The following is a 21,134-nucleotide window of genomic DNA, read 5'->3' on the forward strand; positions in this document are numbered from 1 at the left end:
TGGTGGGTGTGCCGACGCTATCGCGAGCAAGCTGTGCTCCCACGGGCTCGCTCCCACAGGGGCCGGGGTTGGCGTTAAGACATTGGTATTGGACCAGGAGGGTGACTGGCTCGACGGCTATAGCTGCGAGGCGCCGGCAACGCGCCTGGATGCGGAACACCTGGCCTACGCGATCTACACCTCCGGCTCCACCGGCAAGCCCAAGGGCGTGATGGTGCGCCACGGCGCGCTGACCAACTTCGTCGCGAGCATGGCCAAGGCACCGGGCATGACGGCCCAGGATCGGGCGTTGTCGCTGACCACGTTCTCGTTCGATATTTTCGGCCTGGAAATCTACGTGCCGCTGATGGTCGGCGCATGCATCGTGCTGACCGGCCAACACGTCGCCCAGGACCCGTACGCGGTGTTGGCATTGATCGCGGCCGAGCAGGTCAATGTGCTGCAGGCCACGCCGTCGACCTGGCGCATGTTGCTGGACAATGAAAACGCCCAGGGTCTGCGTGGCTGCAAATGCCTGTGCGGGGGCGAGGCGTTGCCCCGGGAACTGGCCGTGCGCATGCTCGCCCTCGGCGGTGAAGTGTGGAACCTCTACGGCCCGACGGAAACCACCATCTGGTCGGCCTTGCACCCGTTGCAAACCCAGGCCGCGCAACCGTGGCTCGGCGGGCCCATCGACAACACCACGCTGTACATCGTCGGTGCCGACCTGATGCCGGTGCCTTATGGCGTGGCCGGGGAATTGCTGATCGGCGGCCAGGGCCTGGCCCGTGGTTATTTCCAGCGCCCGGCGCTGACCGCCGAACGCTTCGTGCCCCATCCGTTTATCGCCGGCGAGCGCCTGTATCGCACCGGTGACCTGGCGCGCCAGCGTGCCGACGGGATCCTCGAATACCTCGGGCGCATCGACCATCAAGTGAAGATCCGCGGCTTTCGCATCGAGTTGGGAGAGATCGAGGCACGCCTGCTGGAACAGGACAGCGTGCGGGAAGCGGCGGTGCTGGCCCAGGACGCGCCGGGCGGCCAGGCGTTGGTGGCGTACATCGTGCCGAGTACAGAGCTGAGTGACCTGGACGCCACCGCCCAGAGCGGCCTGCGCGACAGCCTCACCACACGGCTCAAGGTCAACCTGCCCGACTACATGGTGCCGTCCCACGTGGTGCTGTTGCCGCGCTTCCCGCTGACGCCCAACGGCAAGCTGGATCGCAAGCAATTGCCCAAGCCCGATGCCAGCCAATGGCAGAAAACCTATGTCGCGCCGCAGACGTCCAGGCAGCAGGCGGTGGCGACGATCTGGGCGGATATCCTCAAGGTCCAGCGGGTCGGCCTGGACGACAGTTTCTTTGAGCTGGGTGGCCACTCCTTGCTGGCGACCCAGGTGATGTCACGGATTCGCCAGCAACTGAATATTCAGGTGCCGTTGCGCCTGTTGTTCGCCCATCACAGCCTGCGGGCGTTTGTCGAGGCCATGGGCACGGCATCGGCGCACGATGAAGCGAGCATCCCACGCATTGCTCGCGACCAGCCGCTGGCGCTCTCGTTCGCCCAGCAACGGCAGTGGTTCCTCTGGCAACTGGAACCCACCAGCAGCGCCTATCACATTCCCGCGGCCCTGCGTTTGCGCGGTACCCTCGACCGTGGAGCGTTGCAACGGAGCTTCGATGCGCTGGTGGCGCGTCACGAGAGCCTGCGGACCCGCTTCGTGCTCGATAACGAGCGCCCCCTGCAAGTGATCGACGAACCGGCGCCGCTGGCCCTGGCGGTCGAATCAATCGACGCCACTGTCGATGACCAGGCCTTGCGCGGCTTGATCGAAGCCGAAACCCGGCAGTTGTTCGATTTGCAGCGCGGCCCGTTGCTGCGGGTCAAGTGGCTGCAACTGGGCGCTGATGACCATGTGCTGATCCTGACCCAGCACCACATCGTCTCCGATGCCTGGTCGATGCAGATCATGGTCGACGACCTGCTACAGTTGTACGCAGGTTTCAGCCAGGGCCAGGCCGTGGAACTGGCGCCGCTGCCGATCCAGTACGCCGACTACGGTCACTGGCAGCGGCAATGGCTGGCGGCGGGGGAGCAGCAGCGTCAACTCGACTACTGGATCGCGCAGTTGGGCGGTGAGCAACCGATTCTCGAACTGCCGACCGACCATCCGCGCCCGGCCCAGCAAAGTTATCGCGGCGCCCGGCTGCCCATCGTCATCGAACCGGCGTTGGCCGAAGGCCTCAAGCGCCTGGCCCAGCAGCACAACAGCACGCTGTTCATGCTCTTGCTCGCCGGCTTGCAGACCTTGTTGCACCGCTACAGCGGCCAGGACGACATCCGCGTCGGCGTGCCGATTGCCAACCGTAACCGGGTGGAAACCGAGCGCCTGCTGGGTTTCTTCGTCAACACCCAGGTGCTCAAGGCCGACATCGACGGCAACCTGCGATTCGACCAGTTGCTCGATCAGGTCAAGCAACGCGCATTGGGTGCCCAGGCCCACCAGGACCTGCCATTCGAACAACTGGTGGAACGGCTGGAGCCAGCGCGCAACCTGAGCCACACGCCATTGTTCCAAGTGATGTTCAACCATGCCAGCGATGCCCGCCGGGACCTGTCGGCGTTGCCGGGCCTGAGCCTGGAGCCACTGACCTGGGATGCAGGCACCGCCCAGTTCGACCTGACCCTGGACACCTTCGAATACGCCGATGGCCTCAGCGCCGCGCTGACTTACGCCAGCGACCTGTTCGAGCCGAGCACCATCGCCCGCCTCGGCGAGCACTGGCTGAACCTGTTGCGCGCCATCGTCGTCAACCCGACCCAGCGCATCGCCGAACTGCCGATGCTGGACGGGGCGCAGCGGCGCCTGATCGTCGAGGACTGGAACCGCACCTTCGCCGATTACCCGAACCATCTCCCGGTGCATCAGTTGATCGAAGCCCAGGTCGAGCGTGACCCCAACGCCGAGGCGCTGGTGTTCGAAGGGCAGTCGCTGAGCTATGCCCAGCTCAACGCCCGCGCCAACCCGTTGGCCCACGCCTTGATCGCTCGCGGCGTCGGCCCGGATGTGCTGGTGGGCATCTCGGTGCAGCGCAGCGTGGAAATGGTCGTTGGCCTGCTGGCGATCCTCAAGGCCGGCGGCGCCTACGTGCCGTTGGACCCGGACTACCCGCCGGAGCGCCTGGCCTACATGATCGAGGACAGTGGCATCGAGTTGCTGCTGACCCAAAGCTCATTGCTCAACCAATTCTGTGGGAGCGAGCCTGCTCGCGATAGCGGCCTGACAGTCGATATTGATGTTGAATGTGATGGCCTCTTCGCGAGCAGGCTCGCTCCCACAGAGGGTGGTGTCACCACGTTGGTGCTGGATGGGGATGACGATTGGTTGCGCGACAACCCCACCGACAATCCGCCTGTCCGGGTCGTCGCCGAGAACCTGGCCTACGTGATCTACACCTCTGGCTCCACCGGCAAGCCCAAGGGCGCCGGCAACAGCCATGGCGCGCTGACCAACCGCTTGTGCTGGATGCAACAGGCCTATGGCCTGGGCGCTGGTGACAGCGTCCTGCAGAAGACGCCGTTCAGTTTCGACGTGTCGGTCTGGGAGTTCTTCTGGCCGTTGGTGACCGGCGTACGCCTGGTCGTCGCGGCACCGGGCGATCATCGTGACCCGCAAAAACTGGTCAGCCTGATCGAACGGGAAACCATCACCACCCTGCATTTCGTGCCGTCGATGCTGCAAGCGTTCGTGCTCGACGCCAACGTCAGCCGTTGCACCAGCCTGTCTCGCATCGTCTGCAGCGGCGAAGCCCTGCCGGTGGATGCCCAGCAGCAGGTGTTCGCCAAGTTGCCCAATGCCCGGCTGTATAACCTCTACGGTCCGACCGAAGCGGCCATCGACGTGACCCATTGGACCTGCCGCGACGAAGGGCGCGATGCAGTGCCCATTGGCGAGCCGATTGCCAACCTGATGACCTACATCCTCGACGATGAGCTGAACCCGGTGCCGAGCGGCGTCAACGGCGAGCTGTACCTCAGCGGCCAGGGCCTGGCCCGCGGTTATCACCGTCGTCCCGAACTGACGGCCGAGCGTTTCGTCGCTAGCCCGTTCGTGGCCGGCGAGCGGCTGTACCGCACCGGCGACCTGGCGCGCTATCGCCCGGACGGGGTGATCGACTACATCGGCCGGATCGACCATCAGGTGAAGGTCCGCGGGTTCCGTATCGAGTTGGGGGAAATCGAAGCACGTTTGCTCGAACACGGGGCGGTGCGCGAAGCGGTGGTGGTGGCCCAGGACAGCCGCAGCGGCAAGGTGCTGAGCGGCTACGTGGTCGCCCAGGCCGAGGCAACCGGCGCTTGGTCCCAATTGCGTGAAGCGCTCCTGGGCCATTTGCGCCTGAGCCTGCCGGAACACATGGTGCCGACGCACCTGACCCGCCTGGAACACATGCCACTGAGCCCGAACGGCAAGCTCGACCGCAAGGCGTTGCCGGCGCCGGACCTGGCCGAGCGCCAAGAGGCGTTCACCGCACCGGTCAACGCCATCGAGCGGGCGCTGGTGGAGATCTGGCAAGGGGTGCTCGGCGTCGAGCGGGTGGGCACCGCCGACAACTTCTTCGCCCTGGGCGGCGACTCGATCAACTCGATCCAGGTGGTCAGCCGGGCGCGTGCCCAAGGCATCGGCCTGACCCCCAAGGATCTGTTCCTGCACCAGAATATCCAGGCCCTGTCGCGGGTCGCCACCGCCACCGACGAAGGGCTGATCGACCAGGGGCCGGTCACCGGCGACAGCGCGCTGGTGCCCATGCAGCACTGGTTCTTCGCCAGCGATATCCCGCACCGCGATCACTGGAACCAATCGGTCCTGCTGACCCCGCGCGAACCGCTGGACATCGCGCACCTGCAACAGGCCCTCGCTCAGGTGGTGGCCCATCACGATGCCCTGCGCCTGCGGTTCACCCAGGCCGACGATGGCCGTTGGCACGCCAGCCACCAGGCCATGGATGAGCAGCCCCTGGAGATCTGGCGGCGCACTGCGCAGGATGCCACCGAGATCGTCGCCATCGCCGACCAGGCGCAACGTAGCCTCGACCTGCAACACGGCCCATTGCTGCGTTGCAGCCTGATCGCGGTGCAGGACGGCAGTGCGCGCCTGCACCTGGCGATTCATCACCTGGTCATGGACGGCGTGTCGTGGCGGGTGCTGCTGGAAGACCTGCAAAACGTCTATCGCCAATTGCGGGCGAACCAGGCGCCAGCCTTGCCGGGCAAGTCCACGGCGTTCAAGGCCTGGGCCGCGCGGTTGCAGGATTACGCCCACGGCGAAACCCTGAACAAGGAATTGGATTACTGGGTCGGGCAACTGGATCAGCCCTTGCCGCCATTGCCACGGGCCCGTCCCGAGGGCAGCCAGGCTGCGGCCCATGGCCGTTCGGTGAGCACGTGCCTGGATGCCAACCAGACCCAGCGTTTGCTCAAGCAAGCGCCGACGGCCTATCGCACCCAAGTCAACGATTTGCTGCTCAGTGCGCTGGCGCAAGTGGTCTGCCAATGGACCGGGCAACCGGCCTGCCTGGTGCAGCTCGAAGGCCATGGCCGCGAAGAGCTGTTCGAGGGCGTCGACCTGAGTCGCACCGTCGGTTGGTTCACCAGCCTGTTCCCGGTGTTGCTGACGCCGGCGAGCGACCCCGCCGAATCGATCAAGCGGATCAAGGAACAACTGCGCGCGGTGCCGAACAAGGGCTTGGGCTACGGCGTCCTGCGTTACCTCGGCGCCGAAGCGGTCCAGCAACGGCTGGCAAAACTGCCGCCAGCGCGCATCACCTTCAACTATCTGGGGCAGTTCGACCAGAGCTTCGATGAGCAGGCGCTGTTCGTCCCGAGTGAGGAGGGCAGTGGCGCAGGGCACGGCGACGACGTGGCGCTGGGCAACTGGCTGACCATCGACGGGCGGATCTTCAACGGCCAATTGTCCCTCGATTGGACCTTCAGTGGCGATGTCTTCGACGAGGCCACGCTCCAGCAATTGGCCGATGCCTACTCGGTGGCGTTGCAGCAACTGATCGACCACTGCTGCACCGACGGGCACCTGGGCCTGACACCTTCCGACTTCCCGCTGGCACGGCTGAGCCAGGCGCAACTCAACGGCCTGCCGGTGCCGGTGGCGCAGGTGGAGGACATCTATCCACTGTCGCCGATGCAGGACGGCATGTTGTTCCATACCCTGGCCGACGACAGCTCCGGCTTGTACATCAACCAGATCTGCCTGCCGGTGCATGGCCTGGACACCGAGCGTTTTGCCCGGGCCTGGACCTCGGTGATCGAGCGCGAGGACATCCTGCGCACCAGTTTCCACTGGCAGGATGGCTTGAGCGCGCCGGTGCAAATCGTCCACCGCCACGTTGAATTGCCGCTGCAGGTCGAAGACTGGCGCGGACAGGACATCAGCGAGCAGGCGATCAGCGCCCGGGCGACCGCCGACTACCTGGCCGGTTTCGACTTGAGCCGCGCGCCCCTGCAACGGGTGCTGTTGCTGCGCCTGGAAGATGATCGCTACCAGATGATCTGGACCTGCCACCACATCCTCATGGATGGCTGGAGCAGTTCGCGGTTGTTCGGTGAAGTGCTGCAATTCTACGCCCACGGGCAGGTGCCCAGCCGCAATGGCCGCTACCGCGAATTCATCGAATGGCTGCAACGCCAGGACCAGGGTGCGCTGGAACGCTTCTGGCGCAGCCGCCTCGATACCCTGGAGCAGGCGACCTCCCTCAACCAGGCGATGTTCCCGCGTCACGCCGAGGCACTGCCGGGGCACGAGGCGTTGTATTCGCGCTGGGACGTGACGCAGACCGCTCGCCTGCAACAGGCCTGCCGCGCCTTGCAGATCACCCCCAATACCTTGATCCAAGGGGCGTGGCTGCTGTTGCTGCAACGCTTTACCGGGCAGGACACCGTGGTCTTCGGCGCCACCGTCGCCGGGCGTCCGGCGGGGCTGGTCAACGCCGATAACATTCTCGGCCTGTTCATCAACACCTTGCCGGTGATCCAGACCCTGGATCCCGAGCAGCCGCTGGATCAATGGCTGCAACAGTTGCAGGCCTACAACCTGGACCTTCGTGAGCATTCCCATGCGCCACTGGCGGACATCCAGCGCTGGTCGGGCCTCGGCGGGCAGGGCTTGTTCGACAGCATCATCGTGTTCGAGAACTACCCCATCGACGAACGCCTGGGCGAGCAGCAGGACACCGGCCTGAGCTTCGGCGAGTCGCGCAACCATGACGTGACCAACTTCCCGATGGACCTGGCGGTGAACCTGGGCGAAACGTTGTCCATCGAGTACCTGTTCCTGCGTAACGCCTTCAGCGTCGAAGCGGTGGAACGCATCCGCCGGACGATGGAAGACACCCTGGAAGCGATGATCCATGCACCCCACGCGTGCCTGGGCAATTTGCAGCGCTTGTCGGTGGAACAATGGCAGGCCTTCGAACAATGGAGCGCGGCGCCGAACGGCTGCTATCAGCCGCAGCTGTTGCCGGAGCTGATTGGCCGGCATGCCCAGTCGCGACCGCAGGCCTCGGCGCTGGTGTGTGGCGACGATTCGTTGAGTTACGGCGAACTGGAGCGCCGGGCCAACCGCCTGGCCCACCGCTTGATCGAACTCGGCGCCGGCCCGGAAGTGGTGGTCGGCGTGGCCCTGGAGCGTTCGGTGGACATGGTCGTGGCGCTGCTGGCGGTGATGAAAAGCGGCGCGGCGTATGTGCCGCTGGACATCGATTATCCACCCGAGCGCCTGGCGTTCATGATCGACGATTCGGCCATGGCGCTGTTGCTGACCCACAGCCGGGTACAGGGGCGCTTGCCGGATCTCGACGGTTTGCCGCGCCTGGCCATCGACGGTTTCGACAGCCGTGGCTACAGCGACTTGCCGCCGCGCAGCGGTTTGCTCGGCGGCAACCTGGCCTACCTGATCTACACCTCGGGTTCCACCGGTCGACCCAAGGGTGTCGCCGTGGCGCACGGGCCGATGAGCATGCACTGCCAGGCCATCGCCGGGCTGTATGACATGGACGAGGACACACGTGAGCTGCATTTCATGTCGTTCGCTTTCGACGGTGCCCATGAACGCTGGCTAAGCACCTTGTTCAGTGGCGGCACCCTGGTGATTCGCGACGGCGCACTGTGGACACCGGAGCAGACCTTCGACGCCTTGCACCGCCATGGCATTACCATCGCCTGCTTCCCGCCGGCCTACCTCAAGCAACTGGCCGAATACGCCGCCCACAGCCAACTGGCGCCACCGCCGGTGCGGGTGTACTGCTTCGGCGGCGATGCGGTGCCGGACCAGACCTTCGAGCAAGTGAAGACGGCGCTGCGCCCACGATTCTTCACCAACGGCTACGGCCCGACGGAAACCGTGGTCACACCCATGTTGTGGAAGGTGCCGGCCAGCCAACGTTGCGAGGCCGCCTACGCGCCGATCGGGCGGGCGGTGGGCGAGCGCGCCTTGTATGTGCTCGACGACCACCTCAACCCGTTGCCGCCGGGCATTGCCGGCGAGTTGTACATCGGTGGCACGGGCATCGCCCGTGGTTATCACCGTCGCCCGGACCTGAGTGCCGAGCGCTTCGTGCCGGACCCGTTCGGCCAACCGGGCGATCGCCTGTATCGCAGCGGCGACCTAGTGCGCCAGCGCGCCGACGGCGTGCTCGATTACGTCGGGCGTATCGACCACCAGATCAAGGTGCGGGGCTTCCGCATCGAACTGGGGGAAGTCGAGGCCAGCCTGCGGCAACTGGACGATGTCAGCGATGCGTTGGTGATCGCCCGTGACAGCGCCTCGGGCAAGCAACTGATCGGCTACGTGGTCACCCCCGATGGCGTGGCCATCGGCGATCGGCTCAAGGCCGAGCTGCGGGTGCAATTGCCGGACTACATGGTGCCGGCCCAGGTGATCTGCCTGGAGGCGTTGCCGGTCACGCCGAACGGCAAGCTCGATCGCCAGGCCCTGCCGGAGCCGGAGTTCAAGGGCAGCGAGTATGTGCCGGGGCGCAACCGCGATGAGCAACTGTTGGCCGAGGTCTGGGCTGATGTGTTGCAAGTCGAGCGGGTGGGCATCACCGACAATTTCTTCGAGTTGGGCGGTGACTCGATCCTCAGCCTGCAAGTGGTCTCGCGGGTGCGCAACCATGGCGAGCTGAAGATGGAGCTCAAGCTGCGGGACTTGATGCGCGGCCAGACCATCGAGGCGATTTTCGACCAGCGTTCGAACACGCGCGCCGTGACGGCCGAGGATATGACCCAGGTGGCCGCCGAAGGGCAGTTCAACCTGATTCCGATCCAGCAGTGGTGGTTCGACCAGCGCATGAGCGAACCCCATCACTACAACCAGGCACTGATGCTGCGGGCCCGCCAAGGATTGAACCTGACGGCGTTGGAATTGGCGTTGCGCGGCATGATGCAGCAGCACGACGCCTTGCGCCTGCGCTTCAGCGAAGCCGGCGGACGTCACCTGCAGCATTACCAGGCGCTGGAAGACATGCAGGCGCAGTGGGCCAGCGAACCCTTGCTGTGGCAGCACAGCGTGGCCGATGAGGCTGAACTGGAGTTGTACGCCGAACAGGTGCAACGCAGCCTCGATCTGCACAACGGCCCGGTGTGGCGCACGGCGCACGTGACCTTGGGCAACGGTGAAATCCGCGTGTTGATGGTCATTCATCACCTGGTCATCGACACGGTGTCGTGGCGTTTGCTGCTGCAGGATTTGCAGACCGCTTATACGGCCTACAGTGAGGGCCAGGCACCGAACCTGCCGATTCGCACCAGCAGCTACCGGGCCTGGGCCGAGGGCCTGCAAGTCTATGCGCTGGATTATCCGGCGCAGGAAAAAGCCTGGTGGCTGGAACAGATTGACCAGCCGGGCAGCGAGTTGCCGTGTGACAACCTGCGGGGCAAGAACCAGGTGCAGTACCAGTCGGTGGCGCATTTGAGCTTGTCGGAGCAGCACACCCAGCAGTTGCTCAAACAAGTGCCGGCGGTCTACCAGACGCAGATCAACGACGTGTTGCTGGCGGCGCTGAGTCGGGTGTTGTGCCGTTGGAGCCAGCAGCCTTCGGTGCTGATCCAGTTGGAGGGGCATGGTCGCGAGGACTTGGTCAAGGACATCGACCTGAGCCGTAGCCTGGGCTGGTTCACCAGCATGTTCCCGGTGCGACTGGCCCCGAACCCTGAAGCCGATATCGGCACGTCGGTGCGGGCGGTGCAGCGGCAGTTGGCCGCGGTGCCGAACAAGGGCTTGGGCTACGGCGTGTTGCGCTACATGAGCGGCGAGCCGCTGGCCGCCACCTTGGGGCGTGCGCCCCAGGCCCGGGTGACGTTCAACTACCTGGGGCAGTTCGACCAGAGCTTCGACGACAAGGCATTGCTGGTGCCGGCGGCGGAAAGCTACGGCAGCTGCTACAGCCCCCATGCCGCACTCGGTAACTGGCTGGAAGTGGTGGGGCAGGTGTACGACGGACGCCTGGCGCTGCGTTGCATCTTCAGCACCCGCCGCTACCGTGCCGAGACTGTCGAGGGCTTGATGCGTGCTTACCAGGAGGAACTGGAAGCGTTGATCGAGCACTGCGTGGCGCAGGCGGCTTAAACCTTGTCTCTGTGGCGAGGGAGCTTGCTCCCGCTGGGTCGCGAAGCGGCCCCAAGCCTTTTGTCTGGGAACAAAAACTTGGGCCTGCTGCGCAGTCCAGCGGGAGCAAGCTCCCTCGCCACAGGGTTTTGCATGGGCCTGTGTGGCTCAGCTTTTATCCCTGGTTTTTCATAAGGAACCCCTCCGATGTCCCTGCATCCGGAACTCAATGCCTTCCTCGACCTGGCCGAAGAAAGCCAGGCCGAGGGCCCCGGGCCGTTTCACCTGTCGACACCGGCCCAGGCCCGCGAGGCGTTCGAGCGCACCACGGTGCAATTGCGCTGGAGCGCTCCGGCGGATGTGCAGTGCGCCGCTCACTCATTCACGACCCGTGACGGCGCGACGCTGGCGCTGCGCCTGTACCGTCCCGCCACGGCTCCGGCCCAGGCGCTGCCGGTGCTGGTGTACTTTCACGGCGGTGGTTATGTGGTCGGCAGCCTGGAATCCCACGACGGCGTCTGCCGCGAATTCTGCGCGCGGACACCCTGTGCGGTGTTGTCGGTGGGCTATCGCCTGGCCCCGGAACACACTTTCCCGACCCCGCTGAACGACGGCGCCGATGCCCTCGACTGGCTGGCCCGGCAGGCCCACGTCGAGGGTTTGGATATCAGCCGCGTGGCGTTCGGCGGCGACAGCGTCGGCGCGACCCTGGCGACGGTGCTGGCGCTGCAATCGGCCTTGGAACCCGCCTCCCTGGCGGTCAAGCCGTGCTTTCAATTGCTCTGCTACCCGGTGACCGATGCGTCCACCAGCAGCCCGTCCACCGAGTTGTTCGGCGAAGGTTATCTGCTGGAGAGCGAAACCCTCGAGTGGTTCTACCGGCACTACGCCAATGAGCCCACCGATCGTCTGGACTGGCGTTTCTCGCCGTTGCTGGCGCCCGGTTGCCCAGGCCTGGCCCCGGCCCTGATCGCCCTGGCCGGCCATGACCCGCTGCTCGACGAAGGCCGCGCCTACGCCCGGCGTTTGCAGGCGCAGGGGGTGAGCGTGGAACTGATCGAATACACCGGCCTGATCCACGACTACCTGCGCTTGCAGAGCGTGGTGCCGGAGATTGATGAGGTGTATGGGCAACTGAGCCAGGCGCTGCGGGTTGCACTGACTGCCTGAGGGCCTACTATTCCCTGTGGGGTGGCCTCAGGATTTGCATACGCCACAAATCCCTTGTGGGAGCGGGCTTGCTCGCGAAAGCGGAGGGTCAGCCGGCATTTGAAGCGACTGATACACCGCTATCGCGAGCAGGCTCGCTCCCACAGTTATGTTTGGGTGGTCTGAGGATTTGCATACGCCACAAATCCCTTGTGGGAGCGGGCTTGCTCGCGAAAGCGGTGGGTCAAACGACATCGATGTTGACTGTGCTGCCGTCTTCGCGAGCAAGCCCGCTCCCACAGTGTTTTTGGGATGACTTCAAGATCTGCAGGCACAAAAAAACCGGGCCAGGCCTAATGCCTGTCAGTTAAGTGGATAGCACGGGCAAACACACAAACCGTGGCGAGGGAGCTTGCTCCCGCTGGGCCGGTCCGACGCCTCGGGCGTAGCAGCCCCAAAACAGGGCCGCTTCGCGACCCAGCGGGAGCAAGCTCCCTCGCCACAGGGTTACTGCCGGGTTTTATTTCGCTTAACTGATCGGCATTAGGGCCAGGCCCGGTTTTTTTGTGTGCGGTGTTGCTTAGAAGTCGTAGGTCACGTCCAGCGAGGCCACGCGTTCCTGGCCGTAGTAGCAGCCGAACGAGTAGTTGCAGTTGGACACGTACTCGCGGTCGAAGACGTTCTGCACGTTCAGGCTGGTGGTGACGCCACGCAGGCTTGAGGTGGCCTTGCCCATGTCATAGCTGATGGTGGCGTCGAACACGGTGTAGGCAGGGACGTCGAACGAGTTGGCCGCGTCGCCCGGCTTGCGGCCGGTGTGGCGGGCGCCTGCGCCGAAGGTCAAGCCATTGAGCGTGGCCTGGGTGAAGTGGTAGTTGGCCCACAATGTGGCGGAGAACGGTGCCTGTTGCTCGCTGCGGTTGTCCTCGTTGCCGTAGTTGTCCTTGGTGTAGAACGAGTCGAGGTAAGTGGCGGCGGCCATGACTTCGATGTTGTCGAGGGTGGATTTGATTTCCAGCTCGACACCCCGTGAACGTACCTGGCCCGACTGGATCGAATTCTGGGGATCGGCAGGGTCGCCGGTGACCAGGTTCTTCTGTTTGATCTGGAACACCGACGCGGTAATCATCGTTTTGTCGAACGGCTGGTATTTCACACCCACTTCGTATTGTTCACCCTCGGTCGGCTTGAAGGCATTGCCGCTAGCGTCCGTGCCCGTGGTCGGCAGGAAGGATTCCGAGTAACTGATATAGGGCGCGAGGCCGAAATCGGTGACATAGGTCAGGCCGATCCGGCCGGTGAACTTGTTGTCACGCAGTGAGGAAACGGTGCGTGCCAGCAGGTCCTTGTTATCCACTTCGGCCCAGTCCTGGCGACCCCCCACGGTCAGGATCCACTTGTCCAGCTTGATCTGGTCTTGCAGGTAGACGCCGGTCTGGCGAACGGTGTTGTCCCATTGGGTGTCCAGCGTCGGGGTTACGTCGCTGGTGTCATAGTTGTTGTTATTGCCGTACAGGTCGATTGGCGCGCCTGTGATGTTGTAGCCCTTGTATTTGCGGTTGAAATGGCGATAGTCCACGCCCGCCAGGGTGGTGTGCTCGAGGGCGCCGGTGTTGAATTTGTATTCCACATTGTTATCGATGGTGTAGGCGGTGTTGTGCTGCTGCCAGTCGAGTTTGTTGCGAGTGGCCTGGGTCTGGTCATTCCCAACGAAACCACGCAGGTAGAAGCCCCGATACTGGTCACGCACATCGGTGTAACGGGCGGTGGAGCGGAATGTCAGGTCATCGGTGAAGTTGTGGCTGAAGTCGTAGCCGAGAACGAACTGGTCACGCTTGTAGTCGTTCCACCGAGTGTCGCCGGAGAAAAAGTCCCGGTCGATCCGCTGGCCGTTGGGGCCGCGCTTCAGGGAGCCGATCATCGGCAGGGCCTGATAGTCTTCCAGGCCGTCATCGCGCTGGATCTGCGCCAGCACCGTCAGCGAGGTGTCTTCATTGGGCGCCCAGGTCAGGCTCGGTGCGAGCAGCATGCGTTCGCTGTGGGTGTGATCGACCTGTTGGTTGCCTTTTTTCGCCACGCCGATGACGCGGTAGCTGAATTCCTTTTGATCGTCGATCGGGCCGCTGGTGTCGAACGCGCCGTTGACCCGGTCGTAGCTGCCCGCGCCCAGTTTGATCTGGCTGCGCTGTTCAGTGGTCGGGCGCTTGGAGACCATGTTGATCAGGCCGCCCGGCTGGTTCTGCCCGTACAGCACCGATGAAGGGCCCTTGAGCACTTCGATGCGTTCCAAGGTATACGGATCGATTTGCGGCGCGCCGCCCAGGCTGCCGGCATAGGGCAGGTAGGCACCGTCGAGGTACAGCTGTGTCGGCGCGAACCCGCGGCTGGTGATTTCATCGGCGATGGTGTTGCGGTCGGTGAAGCCACTGGTGTCCAGGCCCGGCGTGTAGCGCAAGGCCTGGGTCAGGTTGCGTGCGCCCTGGATGGCGATCTGGTCGGCGGTGACCACGTTGATGGTCTGCGGGATCTCCAGGATCGGCGTGTCGGTCTTGGTGCCGGTGGCGCTGCGGGTGGCGACGTAGCCGTCCACCGGGCCGTAGGCCGATTCCGCGGTTTTACCGGTGATGGTCGTGGCGCCCAGTTCCAGCGAATCCCCTGACGTCCTGGCGCGCACGCTGGCCGTGTTGCCCTGGATCGTGAACATGACGCCGGTCCCCACCAGCATCTGCGACAACGCTTGCGCCGGCGACAACCGGCCACTGACCGGCTGGCTGCGCAGGCCCTGGACATCATCGGCGCTGTAGAGCACTTGCATGTTCGTTTGATTGCTCAACGCCTGCAGGGCACTCGACAGCGACTGCGCCGCGATGTTGAGGTCGACTTCCTGTGCCTGGACCTGTGCGCTGAACGGCATGGCCAGTGCCAGGCTGAACGCGGTGGCGCTGAAGCCTGGTTGCAGCAGGCGCCGCATGATCAGTGCCTTGGTAAAACGTGGAATCCCCGGAGTTGCTGGCATGTGTTTCACTCTTGCAGGTTTTAGTTTTAATAGGGTGTAGTTGTGATCGATTCTTAATTAGGACGCACCACCCCAGAAAAACCAGAATGAGAATCGTGATTATTCAGGCGGATGTCAGTTCGGTGATGACGCGGCCGGCTTCCATGCGCACCAATTGGTCGGCCACGTCGAAGTAACGGTCGTCGTGGGAAATCACGATGATGGTCTTGCCCAGGCGCTTGAGGTCCGGCAGCAACTCCGTGTAGAAAATCCGCCGGAAGGTCGGGTCCTGGTCGGCGGCCCATTCGTCGAAGACCAGCACCGGACGCTCTTCCAGCCACGCATTGACCAGCGCCAGGCGCTTGCGCTGGCCGGTGGACAGGTCGGTGGTGGTGAAGGCGCCGTCGCGCACGCTGACCTTGTGGGCGATCTCCAGGCGTTGCAGGTATTGGTTGGCGTCGTCCGGGATATGGGTGTCGCCCTGGACGATGTCGTCGAACAGGTAGTAGTCGGCAAAAATCGTCGTGAACAACTGGCGATAGTCATCGCGGGTCACAGCCGTCACGGCGTGGTCGTTGAGGCGGATTTCCCCTTGCTGCGGCGCGTAGAGGCCCAACAGCAGCTTGATCAGCGTGGTCTTGCCACAGCCGTTTTCACCGACGATGAACACGATGTCGCCCTGGTCGATCTTCAGGTTCACCGGCCCCAGGCGGAACGGCGCGGCGCCTTCCACCGCCGGGAAGCTATAGGACACGTTGCTCAGTTCCAGCGTCTGCACCGGCGTTTTCGGCTGGCCTTGGTCGTTGAGTAGCAAGTGGGGTTCAGGGGATGAAAACTGTTCCGACAATTCGGCGATGCGGCGGAAGGCGATCTGCGCACGACTGACGATGGGCAGGGTACCGATCAGGTGTTCCAGCGGGCCTTTCATGTACAGCAACACCAGCACGAAACCGCTCATCACCGCTTTGTCGGCGCTCGGCCACAGTGACTGCAGGGCCAGGGCCAGGCCGATCACCACGAAGAACAGCATCGAGCCGAAGGTCTTGGCGATCACGAAAATGTTCACCGAGCGGATCTGCGTGTCGCAGATCTTGTCGGCGGTGTGCTCGATGCCCGAGACGAACATGCGGTGCCGACGAGGGCGATGGATGCGCAGCTCCTTGGCGCCTTCGGCGATGGCGTTGTAGTGCTTCTGCAACTCGTCCTCGGAGTCGCGCGCCTCCATGAAGCCCTTGATCCCCCGCCCGCGGGCGATGTACTGCACCACGGTGCCGATGATGATCGCCACGACCATCATCAGGAACATCGGCCACGACAGCATTGCCAGGTACCCCATGCACCCAAGGGTGACGGTCAGGGAAATGGCCAGGGGGGCGAAGGCGAAGGCGAAATCGCTGATGGTGTCGACGTCGTGGGTCAACACCGGGATCAGGCGATGGCTGCGGTAGCGTTCGATCTGCTGGATCGGTGCCGACAGGACTTTTTCCCCCAGCTCCTTGCGCAGCTTGGCGATGATCTTCTGGCCAACGTAGTTGGTGCCGATGTCGGAACAGATGGAGCTGATCAGGGCCAGCAGGCACAACCCGGCGAACACGCCCACCACGGTGTGACTCAGCCCGCCTTCGGCGTGCAGCACCTGGTTGATGGTGGCCAGCAGCACGGTGACGCTCAGGCCACCGACCATGCCCAGCAGGATGGCGCCGATGACAATCAGCCGGAAGGGTTTGAGCAGGGTGAACAATTCATTGATCACCCCGCGTTTTGGTTGGCTCATGGAGGTTTCCCTGCAAGATGAAAAGGACGAACGCCATCGCGGGGACATGCACCGCATGGGCTGGAGGACGGCGGCACGCCGGGTTGGGTCGCGCCCATCTGTAGAACGATTGGACGGGAGGGGGATTTAGCGAGGAACCGGCTGACACACAATTGTGGCGAGGGAGCTTGCTCCCGCTCGGTTGCGCAGCGGCCGCAAAATCTTGGGGCCGCTTCGCCCGAAGCGTCGGACCGGCCCAGCGGGAGCAAGCTCCCTCGCCACCGTTGTGTTCGCAGCCCTGGTATTGGCTGTGTCCATGGAATCCAGGATTAAAAGGTCGGCGCCCAACAGAGCCGGCCTTTTTTTTGATCATTTTCGCGAATGATAAGTAAAGTCATTCCGGTTTTGCCAGATGCTGCGTCTTACTTAGGTAGGTGGGCACATCGGGTCGGCCACGCCCTGACACATTGCCCTGGGGCGGGTTCACGTGTGCCGGCGAGCGGCGGGCCCTTCGGCCCCATGGACTTTTACTTCGACCAATAATAGAGAACACGATGTCATCCATTCATGAGTTGAAACCTCTTTTCAAGGCACTCGTCATGTCCCGCGGCCTGCGTTCGCGGCGGGTGTTGGCCGGTTTGGGGTGGGTCTGCGTACTGCCCCTCAGCACTCAGGTAATGGCGCAAGACGTCAGCATCGACATCCCAGCGCAACCGCTGCCGCAGGCACTGCAAGCCTTCGGTCAGCAGACCAACCAGCAAGTGATCTACAACGCTGGCGACATGGCCGGGCTGAAAAGCACCCGCGTCAGCGGCACGATGAGCCCGCAGGCGGCCATCGCCGAATTGCTCAAGGGCACAGGCGTGCGCTACAGCCTCGAGGGCAATACCTTGATGCTGATGCGCAGCCCTGCCACGGGAGGCCTTGAGCTGGGTGCGACCACCATCAGTGCACAAGCGTTGGACGCGACAACCGAAGGCAGTCATTCCTACACCAGCAAGGCCGTGACCCTCGGCAAGGGCACCCACACCCTCAAGGAAATTCCCCAGTCGGTCACCGTGATGACGCGCAAGCAGATGGATGACCAGAACCTGGTCAGCCTCAAGGACGCCGTCAACCAGACTACCGGCATCGTCGGCCTGCAGGGCGTCGGCCAAGGCATGATCCTGTCGTCACGGGGTTTCCAGATCGACGATTGGCAATACGATGGTGTGCCGATCCTGCGCAATAACTATTCGCTGGGCAACTGGGCGACCCAGGACCTGATCTTCTTCGACCGCCTGGAAATCATGCGCGGCGCGGCCGGCTTGCTGCAAGGCACTGGCAGCCCCGGCGGTGCCGTCAACCTGGTGCGCAAGCGTGGCCAGCATGCCCCGACCGTAACCCTGACCGGCAAGGCCGGCTCCTGGGATCACTACGGCCTGCAACTGGACGCTGGCGGCCCGCTGAACCAGGCCGGCAATATCCGCGGCCGTGTCGTCATCGACGAAGACCAGAGCAATTCGTTCGTCGATCATGCGTGGAGCAAGACCCATTCGCTGTACGGTGCGCTGGATGTCGACCTGAGCGAAGACACCACCCTGGGCCTTGCAGTCAGCCAATCCAACGGCGAATCGCGCGGCAACATCCGTGGCCTGCCACGCTACGCCGACGGGTCGATGCCGGACGTGTCGCGTTCGACCTATACGGGGGCGCGGTGGAACCGTTCGGAAATCGATGTCACCACCTACTACACCGACCTGGAGCATCGGTTCAACGATGACTGGGCGTTCAAGGTGGGTGCCGTGTACATGACTGAAGACAACCAGGCGAAAAACCAGCGAGTGCAAAGGGGGGGTGGTCTATTGCCTGATGGCAGTGGCGTGCAATATGCCGATTTCGTGACTGATTTCCAGTCCACGAAGTCTGGTCTGGACATGAACCTGATCGGCAAGTTCGAAGCCTTGTCGATGGAGCAGGAAGTCATGCTGGGCGGCAATTTCTCGCAGTTGGAGACGGATGATCGCTACGCCCGTACATTCAACAGCACCAGCGACTCCATCTTCGACCTGAACAATAACCGGCCGGACATCAGCTATGAGAGTCTGATCAACAGCCCGGGCGGGCGGGGCGTCCTCAGTAAGTACGATATCCGCCAGAAGGGTGTGTATGGCACTTGGCGCGTCAAGCCGATCGATGATCTGACGCTGGTGCTGGGTTCCCGGGTCAGCTGGTATGACTTCAGCTACAAGTCGAGAACCGAAGACTCAGCCGGTATTACCCCCTACACGGCAAACACTGGAACTGAAACCGGAGTGGTCACGCCCTACGGCGGTATCATCTATGACCTGAGCCGTGAGTGGGCGGTGTACGCCAGCTACACCGATGTATTCCAGCCCCAGACCGAGGTCGATACCAGCGGTTCGGTGCTCAAGCCCATCGTTGGCACCAACTACGAAGTCGGCCTCAAGGGTGAGCTGATGGACGGTCGGGTCAATACCTCCCTGGCTGTCTTCCGTTACGATCACGAGAACCGCGCCATCCAAGACATCGCCGGCGGGATGGTATGTGAGGGAGGGTATTGCTCGGCAGCCTCGGGGAAAGTGCGCAGCCAGGGTTTCGATGCGGAAATCAGTGGTGAAGTGGTAGACAATCTGCAGTTGTTCGCGGGCTACACCTACAACACCACCAAGTACCTGGAGGAGCCGGGGAAGGACGGTGTTGTCTTCAGTAGCTGGACGCCGAAACACATGCTGCGGGTATGGGGCAACTACCAGCTGACCGGCGACTGGAGCCGTGTCAGCACTGGCCTGGGCTTCACCACCCAAAGCCACACACTGGTTTACCAGGAAAAGACCGACGTACCGGGTTATACCGTGTGGAATGCCCGTGTCGGCTACCAGCTGACGCCAGAAATCGCTTTGGCGCTCAATGCCAACAACCTGTTTGACAAGACGTATATAACGCCCGCTTACAACCAGCTTGATGGCAACAACAACTTCGGTGATCCGCGAAACCTGATGTTCAGCGTGAAGTACACCCCGGAGTTCTGATTCTTGTGGGAATGAAATAGACCTGCCTTGTGCGTGATGCTGTTCACTTAGAAAAAACGGCGCTTCTTCAGAAATGGGAAGCGTCTTTTTTTTGTCTTTTTTTGGGGGGGGGATTACAGCCAATGAAAAGGTTGGATGTGCCGGCCTCATCGCGAGCAAGCTTTGCTCCCACAGAATGACTCCGGGTGCACGCGGATATTGTGGCTGCTGAAGATCCAATGTGGGAGCGAGCCTGCTCGCGAAGGCGGCGTCACAATCAATGAAAAGGTTGGATGTGCCGGTCTCATCGCGAGCAAGCTTTGCTCCCACAGAAGGACTCCGGGTGCACGCGGATATTGTGGCTGCTGAAGATCCAATGTGGGAGCGAGCCTGCTCGCGAAGGCGGCGTCACAATCAATGAAAAGGTTGGATGTGCCGGTCTCATCGCGAGCAAGCTTTGCTCCCACAGAAGGACTCCGGGTGCGCGCGGATATTGTAACTGCTGAAGATCCAATGTGGGAGCGAGCCTGCTCGCGAAGGCGGCGTCACAATCAATGAAGAGGTTGGATGTGCCGGCCTCATCGCGAGCAAGCTTTGCTCCCACAGAAGGACTCCGGGTGCGCGCGGATATTGTGGCTGCAGAAGATCCAATGTGGGAGCGAGCCTGCTCGCGAAGGCGGCGTCACAATCAATGAAGAGGTTGGACGTGCTGGCCTTATCGCGATCAAGCTTGCTCCCACAGGGGGCGCCTACATATCCCGCGCTACCCGAAAACCGATCCAGTCGCCGCGGTCGCCCGGCACCAGCGCATTGCGATTGCCGGAGCGGGAGAACACCGGCGCCTCGCCCCAGTCGTTGCCGCGGATGCGTTTGAATTCGCATTTGCCGGTCAGCCAGGCGCTGCCGTCGCTCGGGGCGCCCACGTAGTTTTCGTTGTAGCAATCGGCGGTCCATTCGTAGATGTTGCCGTGCATGTCATACACGCCGAAGGCGTTGGGTGCGAAGCTGCCGGCCGGGGCGGTGAAGTTGTAGCCGTCGGCGGCGCCGTAGGTGTTGGCATGCTGGGCGATGCTGTAGTCCTTGCCCTCGTCGAACGGGAAGGGGAACGGCCCGGTGCTGCCGCCGCGTGCCGCATACTCGCGCAGGGATTCGCTGACCAGCCGGTATTGCTTGCCGGTCTTTTTCGACAACCAGGCCACGTAGGCATTGGCCTCGGCGAAGTCCATGCACACCGCCGGGTGCCGGTCGGTGTACTGCTTGCGCGGGTCGCTGCCCTGGTAGTCCGGGATGCCGGCCTTGCAGGCCCGGCCGGGGCGCTCGTCGCCGTCGGGCATCGTGTAGCCGGTGTCGCGCAGGTAGGCGACCCATTCACCCTTGAGCACTTGGAAGCGACTGATCGCCAGCGGTTTGGCGAACGTCACCGGGTGCATCGGGCCTTCGTCGGGCTCGCGGCCTACTTCGTCTTCCGGGGTGCCCATCTGGAAGGTGCCGGTGGGCAGCACGACCATTTCCGGACAGTCCTTGCAATCACGAAAGACCTGGCCCGCTTGAGACGCCTGGGCGCCGGAGGGCAGCAGGGCGGCGAGGGCCAGTACCGGGAATAACGTCAACGAAAAACTGTTCATCCAT

Annotated in this window: 6 protein-coding genes (1 of these 6 cut by a window edge); 3 read left to right on the top strand and 3 right to left on the bottom strand. The window is 63.2% G+C overall.

Annotation, left to right across the window (positions count from 1 at the left end):
• Together J3P88_RS09770 and J3P88_RS09775 are read left to right on the top strand one after the other, a co-directional pair.
• Positions 1-10,618: the 3' portion of a non-ribosomal peptide synthase/polyketide synthase gene (locus J3P88_RS09770; RefSeq protein WP_434574917.1), read on the top strand. 1,922 nt of this gene lie to the left of the window's left edge; only the last 10,618 of its 12,540 coding nucleotides appear in the window; the start codon falls outside the window, past its left edge; its stop codon occupies positions 10,616-10,618.
• A 186-nt stretch (positions 10,619-10,804) separates the two neighbouring features.
• The gene (locus tag J3P88_RS09775; RefSeq protein WP_434574919.1) at positions 10,805-11,767 is read left to right on the top strand and encodes an alpha/beta hydrolase; all 963 of its coding nucleotides are present in this window, start codon (positions 10,805-10,807) and stop codon (positions 11,765-11,767) included.
• Between the two features lie 559 nt (positions 11,768-12,326).
• Here J3P88_RS09775 and J3P88_RS09780 read toward each other — a convergent pair.
• A complete protein-coding gene (locus tag J3P88_RS09780; RefSeq protein ID WP_434574921.1) occupies positions 12,327-14,762 on the bottom strand; it encodes a TonB-dependent siderophore receptor in 2,436 nt (811 codons plus the stop codon).
• A 103-nt stretch (positions 14,763-14,865) separates the two neighbouring features.
• Entirely contained in the window at positions 14,866-16,515 is a 1,650-nt protein-coding gene (locus J3P88_RS09785) for a cyclic peptide export ABC transporter (RefSeq protein WP_186708668.1), read from the bottom strand.
• 533 nt (positions 16,516-17,048) lie between these two features.
• Between J3P88_RS09785 and J3P88_RS09790 the strand changes: the two genes are divergently transcribed.
• Positions 17,049-19,526 (top strand): TonB-dependent siderophore receptor, encoded by a 2,478-nt coding sequence (locus tag J3P88_RS09790; protein WP_434574923.1) that lies wholly within the window; start codon positions 17,049-17,051, stop codon positions 19,524-19,526.
• Positions 19,527-20,254: 728 nt separating this feature from the next.
• Here J3P88_RS09790 and pvdO read toward each other — a convergent pair.
• Entirely contained in the window at positions 20,255-21,130 is an 876-nt protein-coding gene (gene pvdO, locus J3P88_RS09795) for a dihydropyoverdine dehydrogenase (RefSeq protein ID WP_434574925.1), read from the bottom strand.
• Positions 21,131-21,134 lie beyond the last annotated feature (4 nt).

The sequence above is a fragment of the Pseudomonas sp. Z3-6 genome (assembly GCF_051131985.1).
In the GTDB taxonomy this organism is placed as follows: domain Bacteria; phylum Pseudomonadota; class Gammaproteobacteria; order Pseudomonadales; family Pseudomonadaceae; genus Aquipseudomonas; species Aquipseudomonas zanjanensis.